This is a genomic window from Yersinia proxima (assembly GCF_902170785.1).
Classification (GTDB): Bacteria; Pseudomonadota; Gammaproteobacteria; order Enterobacterales; family Enterobacteriaceae; genus Yersinia; species Yersinia proxima.
The window spans coordinates 101,860-123,762 of sequence record NZ_CABHYG010000009.1 but is presented as its reverse complement, the minus strand read 5'-3'; the positions used below and the strand labels follow the sequence as shown (position 1 = coordinate 123,762).

Below are 21,903 nucleotides of genomic sequence, written 5' to 3'. Positions count from 1 at the left end.
TTATTGCTGCTTATTATCGTAACTCTTTAAGTAAATATTGCCGCGTTAGCTCACGCCAAAGGAGTGCATTAATGTATTCATTTTTTAATACGCTAACTGTGACCAAAATTATTGTCCGGTTAATATTATCGGCTGGTTTAATATTTGGTATATTGACCTCTGGCGGCTCACAGCAACATTATTTTAATTCAGAAGAGTTAGATAACCCTGCTAACCACAATGAAACCATCAATCAGATGATCAATACCGGAACCAGTCTGGCGGTGTCGGGTAATGCATCCAGTATCACCAGATCAATGGTAAATGACGCGGCAAATCAGGAAGTAAAGCACTGGTTAAATAGATTTGGGACGGCTCAGGTTAATGTTAACTTTGACAAAAAATTCTCCCTCAAAGAAAGTTCTCTCGACTGGTTATTACCTTGGTATGACTCTGCTTCATATCTATTTTTTAGTCAGCTAGGCATTAGAAATAAAGACAGCCGTAATACTCTTAATATCGGCACTGGGGTGCGTACTTTTCAACAACGTTGGATGTATGGCTTTAACACTTTCTATGACAATGATATGACCGGGCACAATCATCGTCTTGGCGTGGGTACGGAAGCCTGGACTGATTATTTACAGTTATCGGCTAATGGTTATTTTCGTCTCAATGGTTGGCATCAATCTCGTGATTTCGTTGACTATAATGAGCGCCCGGCAAACGGGGGTGATATTCACGCCAAAGCCTATTTACCTGCGCTGCCGCAACTGGGTGGGAAATTAAAGTATGAGCAGTACCGTGGTGAGCGGGTTGCTTTATTTGGTAAAGACAACTTGCAAAGTAATCCTTATGCAGTGACCGCAGGGCTTATTTATACGCCAATCCCTTTTATTACCCTCGGGGTCGATCAACGAATGGGGAAAAGTCGACAGCATGAAACACAATGGAACTTACAACTGGATTATCGGCTGGGTGAAAATTTCCGCTCGCAGTTTAGCCCCTCAGCGGTGGCCGGAACCCGTTTACTGGCTGAGAGCCGTTATAATCTGGTTGAACGCAATCCGAATATTGTTCTGGAATACCAAAAACAGAATACTTTCAAATTAGCATTCTCACCCACCGTTATCTCCGGCCTGCCGGGGCATGTTTATTCCGTTAGCGCACAAATACAGCCTCAAACTACACTACAGCGTATTATCTGGAATGATGCTCAATGGGTTGCTACCGGCGGTAAATTAATACCCGTTAGTGCAACACATTACAATGTGGTATTGCCACCTTATCAACGTGTCGCGGCAGTGAGTCGTGCTGCCACGACAACAACGGGTGTAAACGAACCGGCGGTCAACACCTATACCCTCAGCGCCACGGCCATCGATAACCGCGGCAATAGCTCTAACCCATCGACATTGACCGTTATTGTGCAGCAGCCCCAGTTTAATATCACCTCGGAGGTGATTAATGATGGTGCGCTTGCTGATGGCAACACTCCCATCACGGTGGCATTTACGGTGACTGATAGTGATGGTACGCCGATTGTCGGGCAAGAGGGGATGATAACCACCACTAATGATGCGCTTCCCAGTGAAGTCACGGCAAAAACCAACGCGCAGGGCGTGATAAGCATTGCATTAACTAGCACTACTGTTGGTGTGTCGGTGGTCACGTTGGACATTGAAGGGCAACAGTCTACTGTTGATGTGCAATTTATCATGCAGCCTCTGGATATGACGCCAGATGCCACATACTCAAGTTTTAGCGTTTCCACACCTGATATTGTTGCTGATGGCTCTATGCAGTCGTTACTAACGTTTGTTCTGCGGAATAAAAATAATGAGTTTATCCGTGGGGTAAAAGATCTGGTGTTTATACAAAGTGGTGTTCCGGTAACTATTAGTACGATAACCGAAACCGCTGACAGTTATACCGCCAGTGTGGTGGGGAATACCGCTGGAAATGTCGACATCACGCCGCAGGTGGATGGGGCACCACTAGACTTGTTGCAGAAAAAAATCACCCTGTACCCGGTGCCAGAGATTACCGGTATTACGGTGAACGGTGAGCAATTTGCCACAGATAAAGGTTTCCCGAAAACTATCTTTAGTAACGCCGCGTTCCAGTTGGAGATGAATAATAATGTGACGAATAATACCCAGTATGACTGGACATCATCCTATGCACCCAATGTGGCGGTTGATAGTCAGGGTAAAGTCAAGATTACCTATAAAACTTATGGTATTACCGTTGCTGTGACGGCAAAAAGTAAAAAATTCCCGACTTATACGGCCACCTATCAATTCAAACCTAATTTGTGGGTCTCCTTAGAGAGTAGTTCACCGATGGAAAGTTTAGCGGCGAGTAGAGAGTGCCAGCAGCTTGGTGATTTAGTCACGCTGATTGAGTCGTCGCGCGCCACCAATGGATCGCGATCGCCAGACGGTACTTTATGGGGAGAGTGGGGGAATTTGACTAACTATGATAGTGCTAACTGGCCAACAGGCAATTATTGGACTAAAAAGACCAGCACAGAATTTGTCGCTATGAATATGGCTAGTGGTGCATTACAGGGGACATCGGTATCACCGGCGTATCCCCTCTGTGCACAGTATCAATAGTGCTAAATACCAATCTTGCGACCCAGTAAACTGGCACCTTTGGAGTGACCATCTGGCCCGTAGAGGGATTGGCCGTGACGTGTATTCAAAACCGCCAGCGCTTGAGTGTTATGCTCAATATGCTGTTGCAGCAAAAGTCCGTTATGCAGGTTGCCGTAGCGCAGGCTTTCGGCCAGTTCCAAAATACGTTGCCAGCGCTCTGCCAATGCAGTGACGTTGTTGTAGGGCGCTTGAGTATTGATAGTTTTTTCGGTGGTGAGCCGGGTCTGGTCCAGATAAGCCAAGGTCGCCAAAATTGAACTTTTTTGTTCAGTGACGCCTTGCAGCACGATACCTTGAATCCGACCGGAGCACAGCAATTGCTGCTCTTGTGCTACTACAGTTTTCAGGGATTCAAGCAGTTCCAGTTGCTGGTCCAGATTGGTTTGTAATCTTTCCACCACCACCTATCCTTTTACGGTCAATAATTTTACGGTTAACTATTTTTTATGTTTAGCTATTCTTCAGGTCATCGGCGACATTTTTGAGCAAGGCATCAGCAATTTTACCGGTGTCCATCGTCAGTTGGCCTGAGCGGATCGCCTGTTTTAACGTTTCGACACGTTCTACATTGATGTCCTGGCTGCCCGGTTGCATCAGTTTTGCCTGTGCATCACTCAATTTAACCTCAGTACCACTCACCTGTGTTTTTGATTGAGCGGAAGGTTTACGCGTTTGTTGCGCAATATCACTGGTTTCCCGTGGCTGCACTTGTGTTACCGGTAATAACGGCTGAGTGCGATCAATACTCATGTTCTGTTGCTCCCTCTATAGCGGGATTGACGTTTATCGACCCGCAATACTTTTATCTTTCAGTAAAAGAATGGCGGGATTGTCACTTTTTACCCGCAAATAACTGCATATAAGAGTTATCGGCACAGGTTAAAAAAACTTTAATAACTATAACAGAATACGTACGGTGCCATCGTCGGCCACGATGCCACTGACGATTTGACCTGAGGCCATACGTACCCGAACATTATCTTGAATGGCTGCATTATTCATCGCTTTACCATTACTGTTAACATTAAACCCTTCACCTTGCGCTAAGACTTGTACATCTTGTCCTGCTTTTATTATCCACAGGCGACGCAACATATTGCGTGTCAACGGCTGACCGGCATTGATTTGCCGTAAACTGACCGCACCTTGAGCAAAGTTGGGTTCCAATAATGCGCCGGGCGGCAGGGTATCGAGCCGACCTTTTTTCATATCGATATCTTGCGGTGTAATTTTTGTACCTGCTGCCAGTTGACGAGCAGCCACGGCATAATGACCACTGACTTGTACTTGGGTCTGAATAAAACGCCGCACGCCATCACAACGCACCGACAGACTCATATTGCCCCAAGGACGGGCATTGGCCGGTAGTGTGATTTCCGGCATCTCACATTGTGGCCACTGGTTCTGCGGGGTTTTAATCACCACGTTAACCTGGCTCTCCTTGTCCGGATATTGCTGTTGGAAGAATTGATTTACCTGCGCTGATAAATCTGCCGCCATCGCTTGATGAGTGACGGTCTGACTGAGCAGCAGCCCCCCTAAAGCTAATGTTATGACGCCATTTCTGTTCATTGCCACCCATCTCTTCTCCATCAACACAACCCGATAACACCAGGGTTGGCCCCAGTTGCCCACTAGTGTACCCGTACCTTGGTGAGGTTAAGGGGATAAATAGCGACGCATTTTGCCCTTATTCTGACGATAGGCTTCCTTGTGCGGCGTTTATGCTGTCGGCTCCAAATTCTAACCTTGCGGGGGGACTATGCTCGACAAACTGGACGGTGCTCTGCGTTTTCAACAAGAGGCGCTTAATTTGCGTGCGCAACGACAGGAGATCCTGTCGTCCAATATTGCTAATGCGGATACACCCGGCTTTCAGGCACGTGATATTGATTTCTCCAGTCAACTGAAAAAAGTGATGGAGCAAGGACGTGCCAGCGGTACTGGGGTGTCGCTCAGTTTGACGTCAGCCCGCCATATCCCGGCAAGTACAGTTCAACCACCTGACCTGGACTTATTATTCCGTGTCCCGGATCAGCCATCGATGGATGGCAACACGGTGGATATGGACCGTGAACGTACCAATTTTGCCGATAACAGCCTGAAATATCAGACCGATTTGACCGTTCTTGGCGGTCAGATTAAAGGGATGATGTCAGTGTTACAACAAGGATAAGACGGATGTCTTTACTGAATATTTTTGATATTGCCGGCTCAGCATTATCAGCTCAGTCGCAGCGGATGAACGTGAGCGCCAGTAACATGGCGAACGCCGACAGTGTGACGGGGCCGGATGGACAACCTTACCGCGCCAAACAAGTGGTATTCCAGGTGGCAGCGCAGCCAGGCCAGGAAACCGGCGGCGTGCGTGTGACACAAATCGTCGATGACCCGGCACCCGACCGTTTGGTCTTTCAACCAGGTAACCCATTGGCTGATGCCAAGGGATATGTCCGTATGCCTAATGTTGATGTGACCGGCGAGATGGTGAACACCATTTCCGCCTCACGCAGCTATCAGGCCAACGTTGAAGTGCTGAATACCACCAAATCTCTGATGCTCAAGACGCTGACATTAGGTCAATAACAGGAGCTTGCATAAATGGCCATTACCAATTCCCTGACCGATAGCGATTACGGTATCACCAGCACCACCGGTAACAGTTCTACCACCGGCAGTACCAGTCAGGATCTGCAAAACAGTTTTCTGACCTTACTGGTGGCGCAGTTAAAAAATCAGGACCCAACCAACCCGATGCAAAACAACGAGTTGACCACGCAATTAGCGCAGATCAACACCGTAAGCGGCATTGAAAAGTTGAATACCACGCTGGGTTCTATCTCCGGCCAAATTGATAGCAGCCAGTCTTTGCAAGCGAGCAGCCTGATTGGTCGCGGCGTGATGGTTCCGGGAACTAACGTGTTGGCTGGCAGCAAAGATGGCGTTGTGACGACAACACCGTTTGGTGTTGAGCTGGAGCGTGCCGCAGACAAAGTGACCGCCACTATCAGTGACAGCAATGGCATAGCGGTACGTACCATTGAAATTGGTGGACTAACGGCTGGCGTGCATGCCTTTACCTGGGATGGTTCATTGGATGCAGGTGGCAATGCACCAGATGGCGCATACACAGTTTCGATCACCGCCACGAATGGAGGAGCATCGGTGGTTGCGACACCATTGAGCTATGCCATTGTGAATGGTGTGACCCGCGGTAGTGACGGTTCTAAATTGGATCTCGGTCTGGCAGGGACTATCACCATGGATAAGGTTCGTCAGATTCTATAACGCACTTATTTGACCGAAGCAGTAGCAAAAAACATTACGGTGAACCAATGATTCGAACTGATTCACCATCATTTTTAAAAGTAGCGTTTGATATGTCATCAATGCTTAAGGTCTTTCACGGACCCCGAATCTAACGGAGAAGAAAATGGGCTTTTCTCAAGCAGTCAGCGGTTTGAACGCAGCGTCCAGTAACCTGGATGTGATCGGTAACAACATCGCCAACTCGGCGACGTCAGGTTTTAAAGCCGGCTCAGTTTCTTTTGCCGATATGTTTGCCGGTTCTCAGACCGGGATGGGGGTTAAAGTCGCAGGTATTACTCAAGACTTTAACGACGGTACAACTACCACCACTAACCGCCGTCTGGACTTAGCTATCAGTCAAAGTGGTTTCTTCCGTATGCAAGACAGCAGCGGCGGTGTGTTATATGCCCGTAACGGTCAGTTTAAACTGGATGAGAACCGTAATATCGTCAATATGCAGGGCCTGAGCCTGACCGGCTACCCGGCAACCGGTACTCCTCCGACCGTACAGCAAGGGGCGAACCCGGTAGCACTGTCTGTTCCGCAGGATATGATCCCAGCCAAGGCGACGACCTCAGGCACCATGGTGGCTAACCTGACCTCAACCCATGATGTTATTCCCGTCGCCACCACTTTTGATTCGACCAAACCTGACACCTACAGTTTCGTCAATAACATGACTACCTTCGATAGTTTGGGTAACCGCCATGAAATCAACGTGTTCTACGTTAAACGCTCTGAAAGTACCACGGCGGGTAACACCTGGGATGTATACACCCTCGATAGCAGTGCTAAACCGGCAGAAACGGCGGATAAACGCGGCTCCATGACGTTCGATACCAACGGCGCACTGCAAAGTGTTACCAATGGTACTAATCCAGCCAGTACTACTGACTTCACATTGACTATCCCAATGGGTGTGGTTAACGGTGCACCAGCACAAACTTTCACGCTGAGTGTGGCGGGCAGCAAGCAGCAAAATACCGGTACAGATAGCATTGTGACCCAAAACCAAACTGGCTACGCCGCGGGTGAATTCACCGGCTTCCAGATTAATAACGATGGTTCGGTAGTCGGTACTTATTCCAACTCGCAGACCCAGTTGCTGGGTCAAATCGTGATGGTCAACTTCGCTAACCCTGAAGGTTTGTCATCCGAAGGCGATAACGTATGGAAAGAAACACTTTCATCCGGCAACCCAATCCTTGGGACGGCGGGCAGCGGTGGTTTCGGAACCTTGACCAGCGGCGCACTGGAATCTTCTAACGTGGATTTGAGTAAAGAGCTGGTGAACATGATTGTGGCGCAGCGTAACTATCAATCCAACGCGCAAACTATCAAAACCCAGGATCAGATCTTACAAACTCTGGTTAACCTGCGTTAATCGAACTGACGGGACTCGCTCATGGATCACGCAATATACACCGCTATGGGGGCTGCCCGGCAGTCACTCGAACTGCAAGCGGTTACTGCTAATAACCTGGCTAATGCCTCGACGCCGGGTTTTCGCTCGCAGTTGGCGGCGATGCGGGCTGTGCCTATTGATGGGCCAAGTATGGCCACTCGCACCATGGTCACAGCATCGACCCCCGGCGTAGATATTAGCCAGGGGACGATGAACTACAGCGGTCGCCCGTTGGATGTGGCCTTGCAGCAAGATGGCTATTTGGCGGTTCGACTGCCCGATGGCACTGAGGCTTATACCCGTAACGGGAATATTCAAATCTCGGCTGATGGGCAAATGACGGTACAGGGTTACCCGCTAATGGGTGATAACGGCCCGATTGAAGTGCCTCCGCAGGCGGCTGTCACCATTGCTGCCGATGGCACTATTTCGGCACTGAACGCCGGTGACTCACCGAATACCATTGCTCAGCTTGGTCAGATTAAACGAGTCAGAGCAACGGCGGGTGAAGTGATGCACGGCGATGACGGCTTGTTCCATCTGACTCCTGCGACACAACAGGCGCGTGGTGCTCAGTTGGCGAATGACCCACTTATCAAGATTATGCCGGGCGTGCTGGAGGGCAGCAATGTAAAAGCGGTTGAAGCCATGACCGACATGATTGCCAATGCCCGTAGTTTTGAAATGCAAATGAAAGTCATCCACAGTGTGGATGAGAACGAACAGCGCGCTAATCAACTATTAGCTATGAGCTAAGCGCCTAGGCGCAGAGGAATAAACTGATGATCCGATCACTCTGGATTGCCAAAACCGGTCTGGATGCCCAGCAGACCAATATGGATGTTATCGCCAACAACCTGGCGAACGTCAGCACCAATGGCTTTAAACGCCAGCGAGCGGTGTTTGAAGATTTGTTGTACCAAACCATGCGTCAACCGGGAGCGCAATCTTCCGAGCAGACCACTTTGCCATCAGGTTTACAGATTGGTACTGGTGTTCGTCCAGTTGCCACTGAGCGTTTGCACAGCCAGGGCAATTTGTCCAAAACCGATAATAGCAAAGATATCGCTATCAAAGGTGAGGGGTTCTTTCAGGTACAAATGCCTGATGGCACCAATGCCTATACCCGTGATGGCTCTTTCCAGGTTGACCAAAATGGTCAACTCGTGACATCAGGTGGTTTTCAGGTGCAACCCGCTATCACCATTCCAGCTAATGCGCTGAGTATGACGGTTGGGCGTGACGGTATCGTTAGTGTCACTTTGCAGGGGCAAACAGCCACTCAGCAAGTCGGACAACTGACACTGACGACCTTCATCAATAACAGCGGCCTGGAGAGTGTAGGTGAAAACCTGTATCAGGAAACCGCCAGCTCTGGTGCACCGAATGAAACTACGCCGGGTCTGAACGGCGGGGGCTTGCTGTATCAGGGGTATGTTGAGACCTCTAACGTCAATGTGGCGGAAGAGTTGGTCAACATGATCCAGACGCAACGCGCCTATGAAATCAACAGTAAAGCGGTTTCAACGTCAGATCAGATGTTGCAAAAACTGACACAACTGTAAATCCGCTCTCGGGGGGCAATGATGCCCCCTGATTGCCGCAGAATGGCTGATCTTGCCAGCCGCCAACAGGTTACAGGACAGATAATCAGAGATGGATAGAAAGCCGCTGCGTAAATTAGCTGAGTTGAAATGGGTGGGTGCGCCTTTGATGGCGACGCTGCTACTCAATGGCTGCGCGTATATTCCGCACAAATCACTGGTAGATGGTTCGACCTCTGCCCAGCCTGCTCCTGCCAGTGCGCCACTTCCGAATGGTTCTATTTTCCAGGCTGCCCAGCCGATGAACTATGGTTATCAGCCACTGTTCGAAGACCGTCGCCCACGTAATGTCGGTGACACACTGACGATCACTTTGCAGGAAAATGTCAGTGCCAGCAAAAGCTCTTCAGCCAATGCGAGCCGTAATGGTTCCAGCAAATTTGGTGTTGCGACTGCTCCTCGCTATCTCGAAGGGTTACTGGGTAATGCACGCGCGGATATGGATATTTCTGGTGATAACACCTTTGGTGGCAAGGGGGGGGCTAATGCGAACAACACCTTCAGTGGCACCATCACAGTGACCGTCGATCAAGTGCTGGCTAACGGCAACTTGCATGTGGTGGGTGAGAAACAGATAGCAATTAATCAGGGCACCGAATTCATTCGCTTCTCTGGGGTCGTCAACCCACGCACCATCAGCGGCAGTAATACCGTGACCTCAACTCAGGTGGCTGATGCGCGTATCGAGTATGTGGGTAATGGTTATATCAATGAAGCGCAAACCATGGGCTGGTTGCAGCGGTTCTTCCTTAATGTTTCGCCATACTAAGAGGCCCATTGATGCGTAAACAGTCACTTATCACTCAATTTATTATGCAGCTTGTTGTGCTGTTCACGCTGGTGTCATTACCGGCGTCAGCCGAGCGTATCCGCGATTTGGTGACCGTTCAGGGCGTGCGCGATAACGCATTAATTGGTTACGGTCTGGTGGTGGGGTTAGATGGTTCCGGTGACCAAACCATGCAAACACCGTTTACCACACAAAGTCTGAGCAACATGTTGTCCCAACTGGGGATTACCGTGCCACCGGGCACTAATATGCAGCTCAAAAACGTGGCAGCAGTGATGGTTACTGCTAAGTTGCCGGCGTTTTCCCGTGCAGGGCAAACTATTGATGTGGTGGTGTCCTCAATGGGGAACGCCAAAAGTATTCGTGGTGGTACGCTGCTGATGACCCCGCTAAAAGGGGTCGATAATCAGGTTTATGCCCTGGCGCAAGGTAACGTATTAGTGGGAGGAGCGGGGGCTTCCTCTGGTGGCAGCAGTGTTCAGGTCAACCAATTAACCGGTGGGCGCATCAGTAATGGCGCGACGATTGAGCGCGAACTGCCGACCACCTTTGGCACTGATGGGGTGATTAATCTGCAATTGAATAATGAAGATTTCACCATGGCGCAGCAGGTCAGTGATGCTATCAACCGCCAGCGTGGTTTCGGTTCTGCCTCCGCCATCGACGCCCGAACTATTCAGGTTTTAGTACCGCGCGGTAACAGTTCACAGGTGCGTTTCCTGGCGGATATCCAGAATATTCCAGTCAATGTTGATGCAGGTGATGCCAAGGTCATTATCAACTCCCGTACTGGCTCGGTGGTGATGAACCGCAATGTGGTGTTGGATTCCTGTGCTGTAGCCCAAGGGAACCTGTCGGTGGTGGTGGATAAACAAAATATCGTCAGTCAGCCAGATACGCCGTTCGGTGGTGGCCAGACGGTTGTGACACCGAATACCCAAATTTCCGTTCAGCAACAAGGTGGCGTATTGCAGCGCGTTAATGCCAGCCCGAATCTAAATAATGTGGTACGCGCCTTGAACTCACTGGGTGCCACACCGATCGATTTGATGTCTATCTTGCAGGCGATGCAAAGTGCCGGCTGCTTACGGGCTAAATTGGAAATTATCTAATGAGCGATTTGATGGCAATGCCTGGCAGCGCCAATGAAATGTTCGGGGCGGCTTATGATACCCAATCGCTGAATAGCTTAAAACGCGATGCGGCCAGAGATCCCGATGGCAACCTAAAGAAGGTTGCACAGCAGGTGGAGGGGATGTTTGTGCAGATGATGCTGAAAAGCATGCGTTCTGCTTTGCCGCAAGATGGCGTTATGAACAGTGATCAAACTCGTCTCTATACCTCAATGTATGACCAACAGATCGCTCAGCAAATGTCGGTTAAGGGGTTAGGGCTGGCGGATATGATGGTGGAGCAGCTTTCGGGTACGACTTCACCGAGTGAAGCGGCAGGCACAGTGCCAATGATGCTGGATAACGAAGTTCTGCAAACTCTGCCAGCGCAAGCATTGGAGCAAATGGTGCGTCGGGCAATACCGACACCACCGGCCAACAATTCAGCGTCACTGCCACAAAGCACCGGCAACTTCGTCGCACGTATGTCGATTCCGGCACAAATTGCCAGCCAACAGAGTGGCATTCCGCATCAGCTTATTATGGCGCAGGCCGCGTTGGAATCTGGCTGGGGTCAGCGAGAGATCCCGACGGCTGATGGCAAAAGCAGTTATAACGTCTTTGGTATCAAAGCAGGTAGCAACTGGGATGGCCCGGTCAGTGAAATCACCACCACGGAATATGAGCAAGGTGTGGCGAAGAAAACCAAAGCCCGCTTCCGGGTTTATGGCTCCTACGTCGAGGCTGTCAGTGATTATGTCAAATTGCTGACTCAAAATCCGCGCTACGCCAATGTCGCTGCGGCTCAAAGCCCTGAACAAGGCGCGCATGCTTTGCAACGTGCCGGTTATGCGACTGATCCGCAATATGCTCAAAAATTGGTGAGTGTCATTCAGCAAATGAAGAATGCCGGTGAACAGGCGGTAAAAGCCTACAGTAGCGATCTGAGTCAGTTGTTCTAATCCCCTTCGTACTTGAAGCCGCAGGAGTGTTGGCTTCGCATGAGAACCCGAATCACTTACCTGAGTAAGCTCAGCGGGATTCACATGCTTGCCGCCTACCTGCGACTTCAATTACTTTGGTGATGATCGAGTTTTACACCCATATTTTCACTCAAGTTTTCTAAATTCGGGTCGATAATACCCAAAGTAATTGGAGTTGTAGCACGGCAGCAAACGAGCGAATCCCGCTGAGCTGACATCAGTCAGTGATTCGGGTGAGAGAGAGCAGCTAACATAGCTACGGCTTCAAGTAAGAAGGGTATAGATAGGCTGTGCGGGGGCTTAGGTTTCCTCAGGCAGTATCCCCATATTAATAAATGCAGGTGTGCGATGTGAATCGCCTGCGGTAAAAGGATCTCTTCATGTCCAATAGTTTAATGAATACTGCGATGAGTGGTCTGAGCGCAGCACAATATGCCCTGAGCACCGTCAGTAACAACATCACCAATTTCCAGGTAGCCGGTTATAACCGTCAGAACACTATTTTTGCGCAAAACGGTGGCACCTTAAGCCCTGCGGGTTTTATTGGTAATGGTGTGTCCGTGACCGGTGTTAACCGTGAGTATAACGCCTTTATTACCAACCAATTGCGTGCCTCGCAAACGCAAAGCAGCGGGCTGACAACCTATTATCAACAAATTTCGCAAATTGATAATTTACTGTCCAATACCTCAAATAATATCTCAACCACGATGCAAGACTTCTTTAGTAACTTGCAAAATCTGGTGAGTAACGCGGGCGATGATGCTGCGCGTAAAACAGTATTGGGTAAAGCCGAAGGGTTGGTTAACCAATTCCAAAATGCCGATAAATATCTGCGCGATATGGATACTGGCGTTAATCAAAAGATAACCGACAGTGCGACGCAAATTAATAACTATGCAGAGCAAATCGCCAAACTAAATGACCAGATTACCCGTCTGCGAGGCAGCAGTGGTAGTGAGCCGAATGCCTTACTCGACCAACGTGATCAATTGGTGACCGAGTTAAACCAGATTGTAGCCGTGACGGTAACCCAGCAAGATGGCGATACTTACAATGTGTCGTTTGCCGGTGGCTTGTCTCTGGTGCAAGGGCCGAATGCTTATAAAGTAGAAGCTATTCCATCCAGTGCCGATGCGACTCGCCTCACCCTGGGCTATAACCGTGGCTCTGGCGAGACCATGGAGATCGACCAAAGTCGCCTGACTAGCGGGTCACTGGGTGGAACCTTGAAATTCCGCAGCGAAGCGCTGGATAGCGCTCGTAACCAACTGGGGCAATTAGCGCTGGTGATGGCTGATAGCTTTAACACCCAACATAAAGCTGGCTTTGATGCTAATGGTGATGCGGGCACAGATTTCTTCAGCTTCGCAGACCCTTCTGTGGTGAAAAATAGCAAAAATCAGGGCGATGCCGGTTTAACTGTGGCTTATACCGATACCTCTAAAGTAAAAGCCAGTGATTATACCGTGGAATTTGATGGCACCAATTGGCAGGTCACACGTTTGTCGGATAACACCAAAGTGCCGACTACGGCGGGTACGGATGCCGACGGTAAGCCGACGCTGAATTTTGACGGTGTGGCGGTCAGTATTGATAACGGCACAACCGGCCCACAAGCGAAAGATAAATTCACAGTTAAAACCGTTTCTAACGTCGCGGCTAATTTACAGGTTGCCATTACAGACTCCAGCATGATTGCCGCGGGTGGAACTGCTGATGGTGGTGCAAGTGACAACGTCAATGCGCAAGCACTGCTGGATCTACAAACCAAGAAACTGGTCGATGGTAAAGCAACACTGTCAGGTGCTTATGCCGGGTTGGTCAGTAATGTGGGTAACCAGACAGCCACGGCAAAAACCAATAGCACGGCGCAGGCCAACATCGTTACCCAGTTGACGGCAGAACAGCAGTCAATTTCTGGCGTGAATCTGGACGAAGAGTACGGTGATTTACAGCGTTTCCAGCAATATTATCTGGCGAATGCGCAGGTGATGCAAACCGCTTCAACTTTGTTTAACGCATTGCTGGACTTGCGCGGGTAATTTTGGGTTAGCGGCAGGGCGTTGCTGCCGCTACTTATCTCATTTTAGGTTTAGTCAGTATTGCACTTAACACGGGAAAACTGACTAAGCTGTTGCTAAAAAGGAACTGACATCGTGCGCTTAAGTACCAGCATGCTGTATCAACAAAATATGCAGGGCATCACTAATGCTCAATCCTTGTGGATGCAGTCGGGCCAACAGCTCTCGACGGGTAAGCGGGTGGTCAATCCCTCTGATGATCCGATGGCGGCCTCTCAGGCGGTTATGGTGTCACAGTCCCAGTCAGAAAATAATCAATACACCTTAGCCCGGAGTTATGCTCGCCAAAGCTCCTCGTTGGAAACCACTGTATTGTCACAGGCGACCTCCACCATTCAGTCGATTCAAAGTCTGATCATTGGTGCCGCTAAAGACTCTTTGAGTGATGATGACCGGGCGTCAATGGCAACACAATTGCAGGGTCTAAAAGACCAGCTGTTGAATCAGGCCAACTCCACTGACGGTAATGGCCGCTATATGTTTGGTGGCTTTCAAAGTGATAAAGCGCCTTTCGCGGTGAGCAATACCGGTGAAGTGACTTATGTCGGGGGAGATGTTGCGATTCAACAACGGGTAGACTCGAACCGTACCATGACGGTGGGGCATACCGGTTCCAGCGTATTTATGGCATTAACCAGCAATGCGACACCAGAGCCTAATGATGTGAATGGTGATCCGGTAGCCGCTGAAAGCAATATCTTTAATACCATCGACACCGTGTTGAAGTCATTGAAGACCCCACTGCAAGGCGCAACGGATGATGTGAAACAGCAGGCTTCTGATGAGATGGATAAAGGCATCCGCGGCATGGCTAACTCACTGAACAACGTGCTGTCAGTACAGGCTGAGATTGGTACGCAATTACAGGAATTAGACAGTCTTGACAGCCTGGGTTCTGATCGTAAGTTAATCAACGAACAGCGTTTGAGTGACTTACAAGATGTGGACTGGAACGCTGCTATTTCGTCCTATGTCATGCAACAAGCCGCATTACAGGCGTCATACACCACATTCACCAATATGCAGGGCTTGTCTCTGTTCCAACTGAATAAGTAATCCGTCTTCGACCTGTGGGCCAGCCCGCAGGTTCCCTCTTAAGTGTACTTAAACCGGGTACACTTTTTGGTATGTCACCTTTTCCCACTAAGGTTTGGGGTGACATACCTTCTTTTCTATCCGTCATCTTTCAAGTTGCAGCAGTGTTGACTGCACTCGCTTACCCGTATCACTTACTGATGTAAGCTCATCGGGATAATCTCGTTTGCCGCCTTGCTGCAACATGAAATCTATTGGATAGAGGTATGTCGTCATCTTTCAAGTTGCAGCAGTGTTGACTGCACTCGCTTACCCGAATCACTTACTGATGTAAGCTCATCGGGATAATCTCGTTTACTGGCTTACTACAATCTTAAGACTTAACCTGCCAGACCACTTAATACACCCGCCAGGCGGTCAAAGAACTCGCCAAACAGATGTTCGGTAAAAGGTGCTAATAGTGGCATGATTAATCCCAGCGAGATAATACCGACCGTCAATGTCAGCGGGAAACCAATAACGAAAACAGAAAGTTGTGGCGTCATACGGTTCAGCATCCCTAACGCCATGTTTAGGGTAAGCAGCAGAGTAATGAGCGGTAATGCCAGCATCAGACCATTCATAAAGATCAAAGAACCGGCCTGAGTTAATGCCAGAAAACCATTACCATTAAGTGGCTCGAACTGGATAGGCAAGGTATGAAAACTGTCGGCTAATAAAGAAATTAGCCACAAATGACCATCGAAGGAGAGAAATAACAGCATCGCCAGTAAGTTTAACAACCGGGCGAGGACCGGCATATTCGGCCCACCGGAGGGGTCAAAGAAGGTGGCGAAAGACAAACCCATTTGTAAACCAATTACCTCACCGGCCAATCGGATAGCGGCAAAAGCAAACTGCATAGTCAAGCCGATAGCGACGCCAATCAATACCTGCTGGCCAGCGACCCAGAAAGCTCCGCTGGAGACTAAAGGAATATTTACCGCTGGCAGGGAGGGAGCAATCAAAAAGGTAATTAATACCGCCAGACCAACTTTCACTTTACGGTTAATCTGCTTTTCACTTAATACTGGCGCAGTAGTGATCAGTGCCAAGATGCGGATCAGTGGCCAGAAATACTGGCTGACCCAGACGCTAAGTTGAGTGGTATCAAGAGACAGCATGCTTAGCCAATCAACGTTGGCAGGCTGGTGAATAAATTACGCATATAGTCAAGGATCAGGCTGAGCATCCACGGGCCAGCAATAACCATGGTAGCGAACACTGCCAGTATTTTGGGGATAAATGACAGTGTCATTTCGTTGATCTGTGTTGCGGCTTGCAGCAGGCTGACAATTAAGCCGCTGATTAATGCCGCCAGCAATAATGGTGCAGCCAGTGCAAGGGCTATCTTCATTGCCTCAACGCCGAGGGCCATTACCGATTCTGGTGTCATGACGTATTTACCCCTTGCACAACCGTTATGAATGAGACGTAAAAATACTTATTTATAACCCTAAATAGTTCGCGTTACAGGAAGTCGGCAATAGAGTAAATCCCCAGGAGCTTACATCAGTAAGTGACTGGGGTGAACGAAAGCAGCCAACGCACATGTAGCGTGAAATATGATGGGTTAATCAGCTATAAAAACTCTGCGCTAACGAGCCGAGTAGCAACTGCCAACCATCAACCAACACAAACAGCATCAGTTTGAAGGGCAACGAGATACTGGCGGGCGGAACCATCATCATCCCCAGAGCCATCAGCACACTGGCCACCACCAGGTCGATAATCAAAAACGGAATAAATACGGTAAAACCAATTTGGAAAGCGGTTTTCAGTTCGCTGGTCACATACGCCGGTAACAGAATGCGCAAAGGTACGACTTCAGGCCCTTCCAGTGGCGGCAGATTAGCTAAACGGGCATACAGCGCCAGGTCAGATTCGCGGGTCTGGCGTAACATAAACTCGCGCAACGGTTGCGAGCCTTTATCCATCGCGACTTCCATACTTATTTTGTCCTGGCTGAAGGGCAGATAAGCATCTTGATAGACCTTGTCAAACACCGGCGACATGATGAAAAAAGTCAGGAACAGCGCCAAACCCAGCATCACCTGATTCGGTGGTGCTGAGGGAGTACCCAATGCGTTACGCAGCAACCCAAGCACAATAATGATGCGAGTAAAGCTGGTCATCATCAGTAATGCAGCAGGCAGGAAGCTCAGGGTGGTAATAAAGACCAGCGTCTGTACCGGTAAAGACCAGCTTTGCCCGCCATTGGCCAACGGCTGGCTGATAATACCCGGCAGTTGCGCCATTGCTGCTGGAGAACACAGTAGTGCAAATAGCAGTAGGGGGGCTTTATTGATGAGTGGACGCAGGGACATCATGCCGATTTTTCCGGAGGTTTTGACTTCTTGTTTAATAGCGAATTCTTGTTTGACAGCGATTTTTTGTTTAATAGATAGGTGTTCAGTATCTGGCGAAAATCGGCCGGTTTTCCACTATCAGCCGACAGCGCGGTGTCGGTTTCGTCAACCGATGGGCGTGGCAGAGTATGAAGCTGTGTCACATTTTGTGCAGTAACACCCAATACCAGCCAGGTGTTGTCCACTTCGACAATAACAACGCGTTCGCGCTGACCAACCTGACAACTGGCTCGCACATTTAACAACTTATTGTTGCGGGCCTGTGGTGCAAAACCTAAGCGGCGCACCAGCCAGGCGGCACATAAAATCAGCAGTAAAATACCGCCCAGCACCGAGCCAACTTGCGTCAACACTGAGCCTGCGGGTATCGCTGGGGCAGCTTGTTGCGAGGCGATACCCGGATGACTGGCCGCAAACCCGGTAACAGGGGTTTGTGGTATTGTCACCTGAGTATTTCCTAACACCGGCATATCGGCAGCCGGTGCGGAATCAGAAGATGTTGAGTCAGTGGTTATTGTCGCCACTGTTTGCGCTGCGGTCATTAGCGACTCAGACGACGCATACGTTCTGACGGGGTAATAATGTCAGTAATGCGAACGCCGTATTTATCCGCAACCACCACCACTTCACCCTGCGCAATCAGATAGCCGTTGATCAGAATATCCAAAGGTTCACCTGCCAGGCCATCCAGAGAAACAACTGAACCTTGGGACAGACGCAGCAGCTCTTTGATAGTCATTTTGGTGCGACCCAATTCAACGGTCAGTTTCACCGGGATATCAAGAATCAAATCGATATCTTGCAGGTTACCCAGTGCGTCTGCCGCTTCCAGTGATTTAAATACACCATCAGTAGTGGCCGCTGGTTTCTCCGCTGTCTGCTGCTCATTAAACGCATCAGCCCACAGATCGTCCACGGATTCCTTTCCATCATCAGACGGAAACTTAGGGTCACTCATTGGGCTGTTCCTCATTCAGAGCATTCAAAATAGGGTTAATCAAATGTTCAACACGTAGGGCATATTGCCCGTTTAATGTTCCGTACTGACTGGTCAGCACTGGTACGCCGTCGACATGAGCAATCAGTCGATCCGGTTTATCTATCGGTAACACATCCCCCGGTTGTAGCTTGAGTATCTGCGACAATCTCAGTGGGATATCGACAAAATTAGCCACCAGTTCCAGCTCGGAATGCTGAACTTGCTTGACCAAAGTCTCACGCCAATGACTGTCTTCCTGACGGGAATTTTCTAGGGGTGGATTGGTCAGCAGCTCGCGTAATGGCTCAATCATGGCGAATGGAATACAAATATTAAACTCACCACTTAACGCACCGATCTCCACATGGAAAGGGGTTGTGACCACAATATCGTTAGGAGAAGTAGTGATGTTGGTGAATTTCACCTGTATTTCAGAGCGGACATATTCCACATCTATCTTATAGATGGGAGCCCAGGCGTCGCGATAAGCGTCTAATGCTAAACGTAACATCCGGTTAATGACGCGTTGTTCTGTATGCGTAAACTCGCGGCCTTCCACTTTGGTCGGGAAGCGGCCATCACCGCCAAACAGGTTATCAACGGCAATAAATACCAAACTCGGAGCGAAAACAAACAGTGCTGTTCCGCGCAACGGTTTCAAATGTATTAAGTTGAGGTTAGTTGGCACGGGCAAATTACGGGCAAAATCATGATATGGCTGAATTTTTATCGGGCCAACCGTGATATCTGGGCTGCGGCGTAACAGGTTAAACAGCCCCATACGGAACTGACGGGCAAACCGCTCATTGATTATCTCCAGCGCATGGAGACGCTCACGCACCACACGTCGCTGGGTCGTCGGATCATAAGGCTTGACGTCTGTCTCGTTGCCAGTGACAGCTTCGGGTTCATCACCTCCGCTGTCGCCGTTCAACAGTGCGTCAATCTCTGCTTGTGAAAGAATGCTATCGCCCATAATGATTATCGCAATATAAATGCGGTAAACAGCACATCGCTGACTACCTGATTAGGTTGACCTTTAACCATTGGCGGGCTAAGAACGTTTTTAATTTCACCAACTAACCGCTGTTTGCCTTCTTCGTTCGCCAGGCTATCAGCGGACTGACGGGAGAGCAGTAGCAGCAGACGGCTGCGCACTTCCGGCAGATAGTCATTAAGTCTTGTGCGAGTGCCATCGTCGGGAAGTCTTAACGTTAATCCGATATAAAGCACACGATCCAGATTATTATCTGGCGTGATCAGATTGACCGTGAAGGTCTCCAGTGGCATGAATACCGGGATTACTGGGGCCACTTTCGCTGTGGCGGGTTTACTCTGATTGAGTATCCACCAGCTATAACCGCCACCCGCAGTGGCTGCTACGGCAATCAGCACCAGCAGGATCACCCAGATCGAACTCTTACGCTTGGCCGGGAAGGTATTTTGAGACATGGAGAAGGCAAATTCCTGTTTTGGTATCAAACCGGTGGTTCACGGTAATAGCCAGGAGCAACTGACACCCGGCTATCCAAATTATTACTAATGATTATCCCGCGTATCTTTAATCCCAATAGGCAGAATAGGTGGCGAAAAACGGCCTAACTTGCTCGTTTGTCACCTTTTGGCGCAATTAACATCCCCGCTAGGCGAAAATATCAACGCCGCCGTTACCATTTGCCAGCGCTTGCAGTGAGGCTGGTGTGACCAATTGCGTGCTGCTCAGCACTCCGTCCGTGGCGATTTCACCGTATCCAGGTTGACCGCGTGAGGCAAAGTCTTGCTGATTCTGCTGGCTTTGTTGTTGTGCTTGTTGCCATTGACCTTCGCTGCCGACACTGCTTTGGCCTAACTGAATACCACTTTCAGCCAGAGCGGTGCGCAAACTTGGCATAGCAGCTTCAATTGCGGCCCGAACCTGGCTGTGTGCTGAAGCAAAGTGTAACTGCGCCTGGTTATCGTCGATTTTCAGACTAATTTGCAACGCCCCCAATTCTTGCGGATTGAGGCGCAACTCGGCATTTTGTTGCCCATTGCGGCTGAACATAATCACTTGTTGCCCCAGCGATTGTTGCCATTCCTGGCTGCCCAACTGTGCGCTTAAATAACCACTTGCAGGAGCCGCGATATGGGTGCTGGCGGTAGTCGATAACACGGGGCTGGACACCGGAGGGAGGGACGGGGTCACGGCAGCCGAGCTGACCAGAGTTCTATCTGTGGCGGCGGTCACTGTGGTATCAACTTGTGCGGCCAGCGGTGCAACTTTGGCATTAAGAGTATCGGTATCTTTCGCACTTAACTGAGCCTGCTTATCTTGAGCGGCGGTAGTTTTGGTTTTAGTGGTTGCGCCTGGCAAGGTATCGCCACTGTTCGCAGCTTTATCACTCTTCACACTGCCTACGGTGCCACCGATCAGCGCAGCTAACCCTTTATCTTGCGATGTCAGGCTGGTTAGAGTGGCAATATCTTGCTGGACGGTAGTTTTGCTGTCCGTCAAGCCTTTACCATCAGTCAGTGTGGCCTTTTGCCCATTGTTCGCAGTGCCCAACGTGTTAGCGACCTGATGCGGCAACATTGCCAGTAACGTCTGCAATGCAGTGGGATCAGTTTTATCACTGGCACTGTCGAGCTTACTGTCATCACTGGTTGCGGTTTTCTTACTACCGGCTGCTTCGCCAGTCTGTCCGGCATGAGTCAAACCCGCCGGTAGCGTGGCACTGATATCACCTAATGCCGCCAATAATTGGTTCAACTTGCTGCTACCGCCAGCTGACTTACCACTGTCAACATCAGCGGTGAGGTCAGTTGTTGCAGCGAGAGATGATTTCAGGGTCGAAGCATCCAGAGCGGTGAGTTCTTTTCCCAATTGATCGCCTAACAGTTTGGCGAAATCAGCCGGCAACCCTGCGTCGGTAAAGAGTGCTGCAATGGATGATGAGGATGATGCCCCCTCGGCTTCACCAGCAGTTGTAACAGCAGGCAATAAAGACAGATTCATGAATTTAGACTCCTTTGTGAGGCGCGCTGAGCGAACTCATCCATCAATTTTTGATCCAATCGGTTTTCTTGCAAGCGCGCGCTGGTTTCAGCCCGCTCATTCAGTGTTTCAAATGCATTTAACCGCTGTTGCTTTTCTTGCCAATGCTTGACTGCTTGTTCAACTTTGGTATTCCACTGGGCCAATTGATGACGATGTTGTTCAATGGCTTGCTCCAGTGTTTGAATAAATTGCTGATAATTTTGCCAACTGGAAGAGGCCATGCCGTTACTCAGCGTGTCATTCAACCGCACCCGGTATTCATCCTGATAGGACAGCAACATACTGAGTTGCTGCTCAGCATTCTGATAGGACAGGCGTGCCTGCCCTAATTGAGTACTTGCCTGCTCGACTGCCTTTTGAGCCAGGTCGCGCAGGGTGACGAGAGGTGACTGATTTTTCATCGTATTCCTCAAATACCCTTCGTATTTGACGCCGCAGGGTTGTTAGCTACGTTCATGCACCCGAATCACTGACTTGAGTCAGCTCATCGGGATTTATTCACTTGCCGCCTACCT

24 protein-coding genes are annotated in these 21,903 nt (G+C 49.5%); 12 read left to right on the top strand and 12 right to left on the bottom strand.

The genetic code is table 11. The features are described 5' to 3' along the window. Positions 1-71: 71 nt before the first annotated feature. Positions 72-2,600 carry an inverse autotransporter invasin Inv gene (inv, locus tag FTB31_RS07210; RefSeq protein WP_227721621.1) on the top strand — a complete coding sequence of 843 codons (2,529 nt, stop codon included), beginning with the start codon at positions 72-74 and terminating at the stop codon, positions 2,598-2,600. A gap of 2 nt (positions 2,601-2,602) precedes the next feature. On the opposite strand, the gene FTB31_RS07205 is transcribed toward inv, so the two are convergent. The 3 genes from FTB31_RS07205 to flgA form a co-directional block, all read right to left on the bottom strand. Then, positions 2,603-3,043 carry a flagella synthesis protein FlgN gene (locus FTB31_RS07205; RefSeq protein WP_050075363.1) on the bottom strand — a complete coding sequence of 147 codons (441 nt, stop codon included), beginning with the start codon at positions 3,041-3,043 and terminating at the stop codon, positions 2,603-2,605. A gap of 49 nt (positions 3,044-3,092) precedes the next feature. After that, a complete protein-coding gene (flgM, locus tag FTB31_RS07200; protein WP_050075364.1) occupies positions 3,093-3,392 on the bottom strand; it encodes a flagellar biosynthesis anti-sigma factor FlgM in 300 nt (99 codons plus the stop codon). A 147-nt stretch (positions 3,393-3,539) separates the two neighbouring features. Continuing rightward, positions 3,540-4,214 carry a flagellar basal body P-ring formation chaperone FlgA gene (gene flgA / locus FTB31_RS07195; RefSeq protein ID WP_050075365.1) on the bottom strand — a complete coding sequence of 225 codons (675 nt, stop codon included), beginning with the start codon at positions 4,212-4,214 and terminating at the stop codon, positions 3,540-3,542. 190 nt (positions 4,215-4,404) lie between these two features. On the opposite strand from flgA, the gene flgB reads away from it, so the two are divergent. The 11 genes from flgB to flgL all read left to right on the top strand — a co-directional run bounded on the left by flgB (position 4,405) and on the right by flgL (position 14,985). Beyond that, positions 4,405-4,818, top strand: a complete 414-nt coding sequence (gene flgB / locus FTB31_RS07190; protein WP_005160463.1) for a flagellar basal body rod protein FlgB — start codon at positions 4,405-4,407, stop codon at positions 4,816-4,818. Between the two features lie 5 nt (positions 4,819-4,823). Continuing rightward, positions 4,824-5,228 carry a flagellar basal body rod protein FlgC gene (gene flgC / locus FTB31_RS07185; protein WP_050075366.1) on the top strand — a complete coding sequence of 135 codons (405 nt, stop codon included), beginning with the start codon at positions 4,824-4,826 and terminating at the stop codon, positions 5,226-5,228. Positions 5,229-5,243: 15 nt separating this feature from the next. Beyond that, complete coding sequence (gene flgD / locus FTB31_RS07180) at positions 5,244-5,930, top strand: flagellar hook assembly protein FlgD (RefSeq protein ID WP_050075367.1); 687 nt, start codon at positions 5,244-5,246, stop codon at positions 5,928-5,930. A 145-nt stretch (positions 5,931-6,075) separates the two neighbouring features. Then, on the top strand, positions 6,076-7,335 hold the full coding sequence (flgE, locus tag FTB31_RS07175; RefSeq protein ID WP_050075368.1) for a flagellar hook protein FlgE: 1,260 nt from the start codon (positions 6,076-6,078) through the stop codon (positions 7,333-7,335). 21 nt (positions 7,336-7,356) lie between these two features. Continuing rightward, positions 7,357-8,112, top strand: a complete 756-nt coding sequence (locus FTB31_RS07170) for a flagellar basal body rod protein FlgF (RefSeq protein ID WP_050075369.1) — start codon at positions 7,357-7,359, stop codon at positions 8,110-8,112. A gap of 26 nt (positions 8,113-8,138) precedes the next feature. Then, positions 8,139-8,921 carry a flagellar basal-body rod protein FlgG gene (gene flgG / locus FTB31_RS07165; protein ID WP_049610826.1) on the top strand — a complete coding sequence of 261 codons (783 nt, stop codon included), beginning with the start codon at positions 8,139-8,141 and terminating at the stop codon, positions 8,919-8,921. Between the two features lie 91 nt (positions 8,922-9,012). Further along, positions 9,013-9,729 carry a flagellar basal body L-ring protein FlgH gene (gene flgH / locus FTB31_RS07160; RefSeq protein WP_050075370.1) on the top strand — a complete coding sequence of 239 codons (717 nt, stop codon included), beginning with the start codon at positions 9,013-9,015 and terminating at the stop codon, positions 9,727-9,729. An 11-nt stretch (positions 9,730-9,740) separates the two neighbouring features. Then, positions 9,741-10,862, top strand: coding sequence for a flagellar basal body P-ring protein FlgI (locus FTB31_RS07155; protein WP_050075371.1), 1,122 nt, complete (start codon positions 9,741-9,743; stop codon positions 10,860-10,862). Next, positions 10,862-11,824, top strand: a complete 963-nt coding sequence (flgJ, locus tag FTB31_RS07150; RefSeq protein WP_175631688.1) for a flagellar assembly peptidoglycan hydrolase FlgJ — start codon at positions 10,862-10,864, stop codon at positions 11,822-11,824. Before FTB31_RS07155 ends, flgJ begins: the two co-directional genes overlap by 1 nt. A gap of 401 nt (positions 11,825-12,225) precedes the next feature. Continuing rightward, on the top strand, positions 12,226-13,890 hold the full coding sequence (gene flgK, locus FTB31_RS07145; protein ID WP_050075373.1) for a flagellar hook-associated protein FlgK: 1,665 nt from the start codon (positions 12,226-12,228) through the stop codon (positions 13,888-13,890). 114 nt (positions 13,891-14,004) lie between these two features. Next, positions 14,005-14,985, top strand: coding sequence for a flagellar hook-associated protein FlgL (gene flgL / locus FTB31_RS07140; protein WP_050075374.1), 981 nt, complete (start codon positions 14,005-14,007; stop codon positions 14,983-14,985). 359 nt (positions 14,986-15,344) lie between these two features. Here flgL and fliR read toward each other — a convergent pair whose 3' ends face one another. The 9 genes from fliR to fliJ all read right to left on the bottom strand — a co-directional run bounded on the left by fliR (position 15,345) and on the right by fliJ (position 21,789). Further along, positions 15,345-16,127 carry a flagellar biosynthetic protein FliR gene (gene fliR / locus FTB31_RS07135; RefSeq protein ID WP_077174930.1) on the bottom strand — a complete coding sequence of 261 codons (783 nt, stop codon included), beginning with the start codon at positions 16,125-16,127 and terminating at the stop codon, positions 15,345-15,347. Positions 16,128-16,129: 2 nt separating this feature from the next. Further along, positions 16,130-16,399, bottom strand: a complete 270-nt coding sequence (fliQ, locus tag FTB31_RS07130) for a flagellar biosynthesis protein FliQ (protein ID WP_050075376.1) — start codon at positions 16,397-16,399, stop codon at positions 16,130-16,132. Positions 16,400-16,580: 181 nt separating this feature from the next. Further along, on the bottom strand, positions 16,581-17,333 hold the full coding sequence (gene fliP, locus FTB31_RS07125) for a flagellar type III secretion system pore protein FliP (protein ID WP_050075377.1): 753 nt from the start codon (positions 17,331-17,333) through the stop codon (positions 16,581-16,583). Then, positions 17,330-17,914 carry a flagellar biosynthetic protein FliO gene (gene fliO, locus FTB31_RS07120; RefSeq protein WP_077174931.1) on the bottom strand — a complete coding sequence of 195 codons (585 nt, stop codon included), beginning with the start codon at positions 17,912-17,914 and terminating at the stop codon, positions 17,330-17,332. The genes fliP and fliO overlap by 4 nt, the downstream gene beginning before the upstream one ends. Beyond that, positions 17,914-18,330: a flagellar motor switch protein FliN gene (fliN, locus tag FTB31_RS07115; protein WP_077174932.1), complete on the bottom strand. Its 417-nt coding sequence runs from the start codon at positions 18,328-18,330 to the stop codon at positions 17,914-17,916. The genes fliO and fliN overlap by 1 nt, the downstream gene beginning before the upstream one ends. Next, positions 18,323-19,327, bottom strand: a complete 1,005-nt coding sequence (gene fliM / locus FTB31_RS07110; protein WP_025377919.1) for a flagellar motor switch protein FliM — start codon at positions 19,325-19,327, stop codon at positions 18,323-18,325. Before fliM ends, fliN begins: the two co-directional genes overlap by 8 nt. 5 nt (positions 19,328-19,332) lie before the next feature. Continuing rightward, positions 19,333-19,803 (bottom strand): flagellar basal body-associated protein FliL, encoded by a 471-nt coding sequence (gene fliL / locus FTB31_RS07105; protein ID WP_050075380.1) that lies wholly within the window; start codon positions 19,801-19,803, stop codon positions 19,333-19,335. Between the two features lie 190 nt (positions 19,804-19,993). Beyond that, on the bottom strand, positions 19,994-21,346 hold the full coding sequence (locus FTB31_RS07100; protein ID WP_227731247.1) for a flagellar hook-length control protein FliK: 1,353 nt from the start codon (positions 21,344-21,346) through the stop codon (positions 19,994-19,996). Continuing rightward, complete coding sequence (fliJ, locus tag FTB31_RS07095) at positions 21,343-21,789, bottom strand: flagellar export protein FliJ (protein WP_050075382.1); 447 nt, start codon at positions 21,787-21,789, stop codon at positions 21,343-21,345. Before fliJ ends, FTB31_RS07100 begins: the two co-directional genes overlap by 4 nt. Positions 21,790-21,903: the final 114 nt, after the last annotated feature.

Coding starts and splice junctions, on each gene's coding strand:
- inv (WP_227721621.1), top strand. CDS start 72: ATGTATTCATTTTTTAATACGCTAACTGTGACCAAAATTATTGTCCGG.
- flgM (WP_050075364.1), bottom strand. CDS start 3,392: ATGAGTATTGATCGCACTCAGCCGTTATTACCGGTAACACAAGTGCAG.
- flgA (WP_050075365.1), bottom strand. CDS start 4,214: ATGAACAGAAATGGCGTCATAACATTAGCTTTAGGGGGGCTGCTGCTC.
- flgB (WP_005160463.1), top strand. CDS start 4,405: ATGCTCGACAAACTGGACGGTGCTCTGCGTTTTCAACAAGAGGCGCTT.
- flgC (WP_050075366.1), top strand. CDS start 4,824: ATGTCTTTACTGAATATTTTTGATATTGCCGGCTCAGCATTATCAGCT.
- flgD (WP_050075367.1), top strand. CDS start 5,244: ATGGCCATTACCAATTCCCTGACCGATAGCGATTACGGTATCACCAGC.
- flgE (WP_050075368.1), top strand. CDS start 6,076: ATGGGCTTTTCTCAAGCAGTCAGCGGTTTGAACGCAGCGTCCAGTAAC.
- FTB31_RS07170 (WP_050075369.1), top strand. CDS start 7,357: ATGGATCACGCAATATACACCGCTATGGGGGCTGCCCGGCAGTCACTC.
- flgG (WP_049610826.1), top strand. CDS start 8,139: ATGATCCGATCACTCTGGATTGCCAAAACCGGTCTGGATGCCCAGCAG.
- flgH (WP_050075370.1), top strand. CDS start 9,013: ATGGATAGAAAGCCGCTGCGTAAATTAGCTGAGTTGAAATGGGTGGGT.
- FTB31_RS07155 (WP_050075371.1), top strand. CDS start 9,741: ATGCGTAAACAGTCACTTATCACTCAATTTATTATGCAGCTTGTTGTG.
- flgJ (WP_175631688.1), top strand. CDS start 10,862: ATGAGCGATTTGATGGCAATGCCTGGCAGCGCCAATGAAATGTTCGGG.
- flgK (WP_050075373.1), top strand. CDS start 12,226: ATGTCCAATAGTTTAATGAATACTGCGATGAGTGGTCTGAGCGCAGCA.
- fliR (WP_077174930.1), bottom strand. CDS start 16,127: ATGCTGTCTCTTGATACCACTCAACTTAGCGTCTGGGTCAGCCAGTAT.
- fliQ (WP_050075376.1), bottom strand. CDS start 16,399: ATGACACCAGAATCGGTAATGGCCCTCGGCGTTGAGGCAATGAAGATA.
- fliP (WP_050075377.1), bottom strand. CDS start 17,333: ATGATGTCCCTGCGTCCACTCATCAATAAAGCCCCCCTACTGCTATTT.
- fliO (WP_077174931.1), bottom strand. CDS start 17,914: ATGACCGCAGCGCAAACAGTGGCGACAATAACCACTGACTCAACATCT.
- fliN (WP_077174932.1), bottom strand. CDS start 18,330: ATGAGTGACCCTAAGTTTCCGTCTGATGATGGAAAGGAATCCGTGGAC.
- fliM (WP_025377919.1), bottom strand. CDS start 19,327: ATGGGCGATAGCATTCTTTCACAAGCAGAGATTGACGCACTGTTGAAC.
- fliL (WP_050075380.1), bottom strand. CDS start 19,803: ATGTCTCAAAATACCTTCCCGGCCAAGCGTAAGAGTTCGATCTGGGTG.
- FTB31_RS07100 (WP_227731247.1), bottom strand. CDS start 21,346: ATGAATCTGTCTTTATTGCCTGCTGTTACAACTGCTGGTGAAGCCGAG.
- fliJ (WP_050075382.1), bottom strand. CDS start 21,789: ATGAAAAATCAGTCACCTCTCGTCACCCTGCGCGACCTGGCTCAAAAG.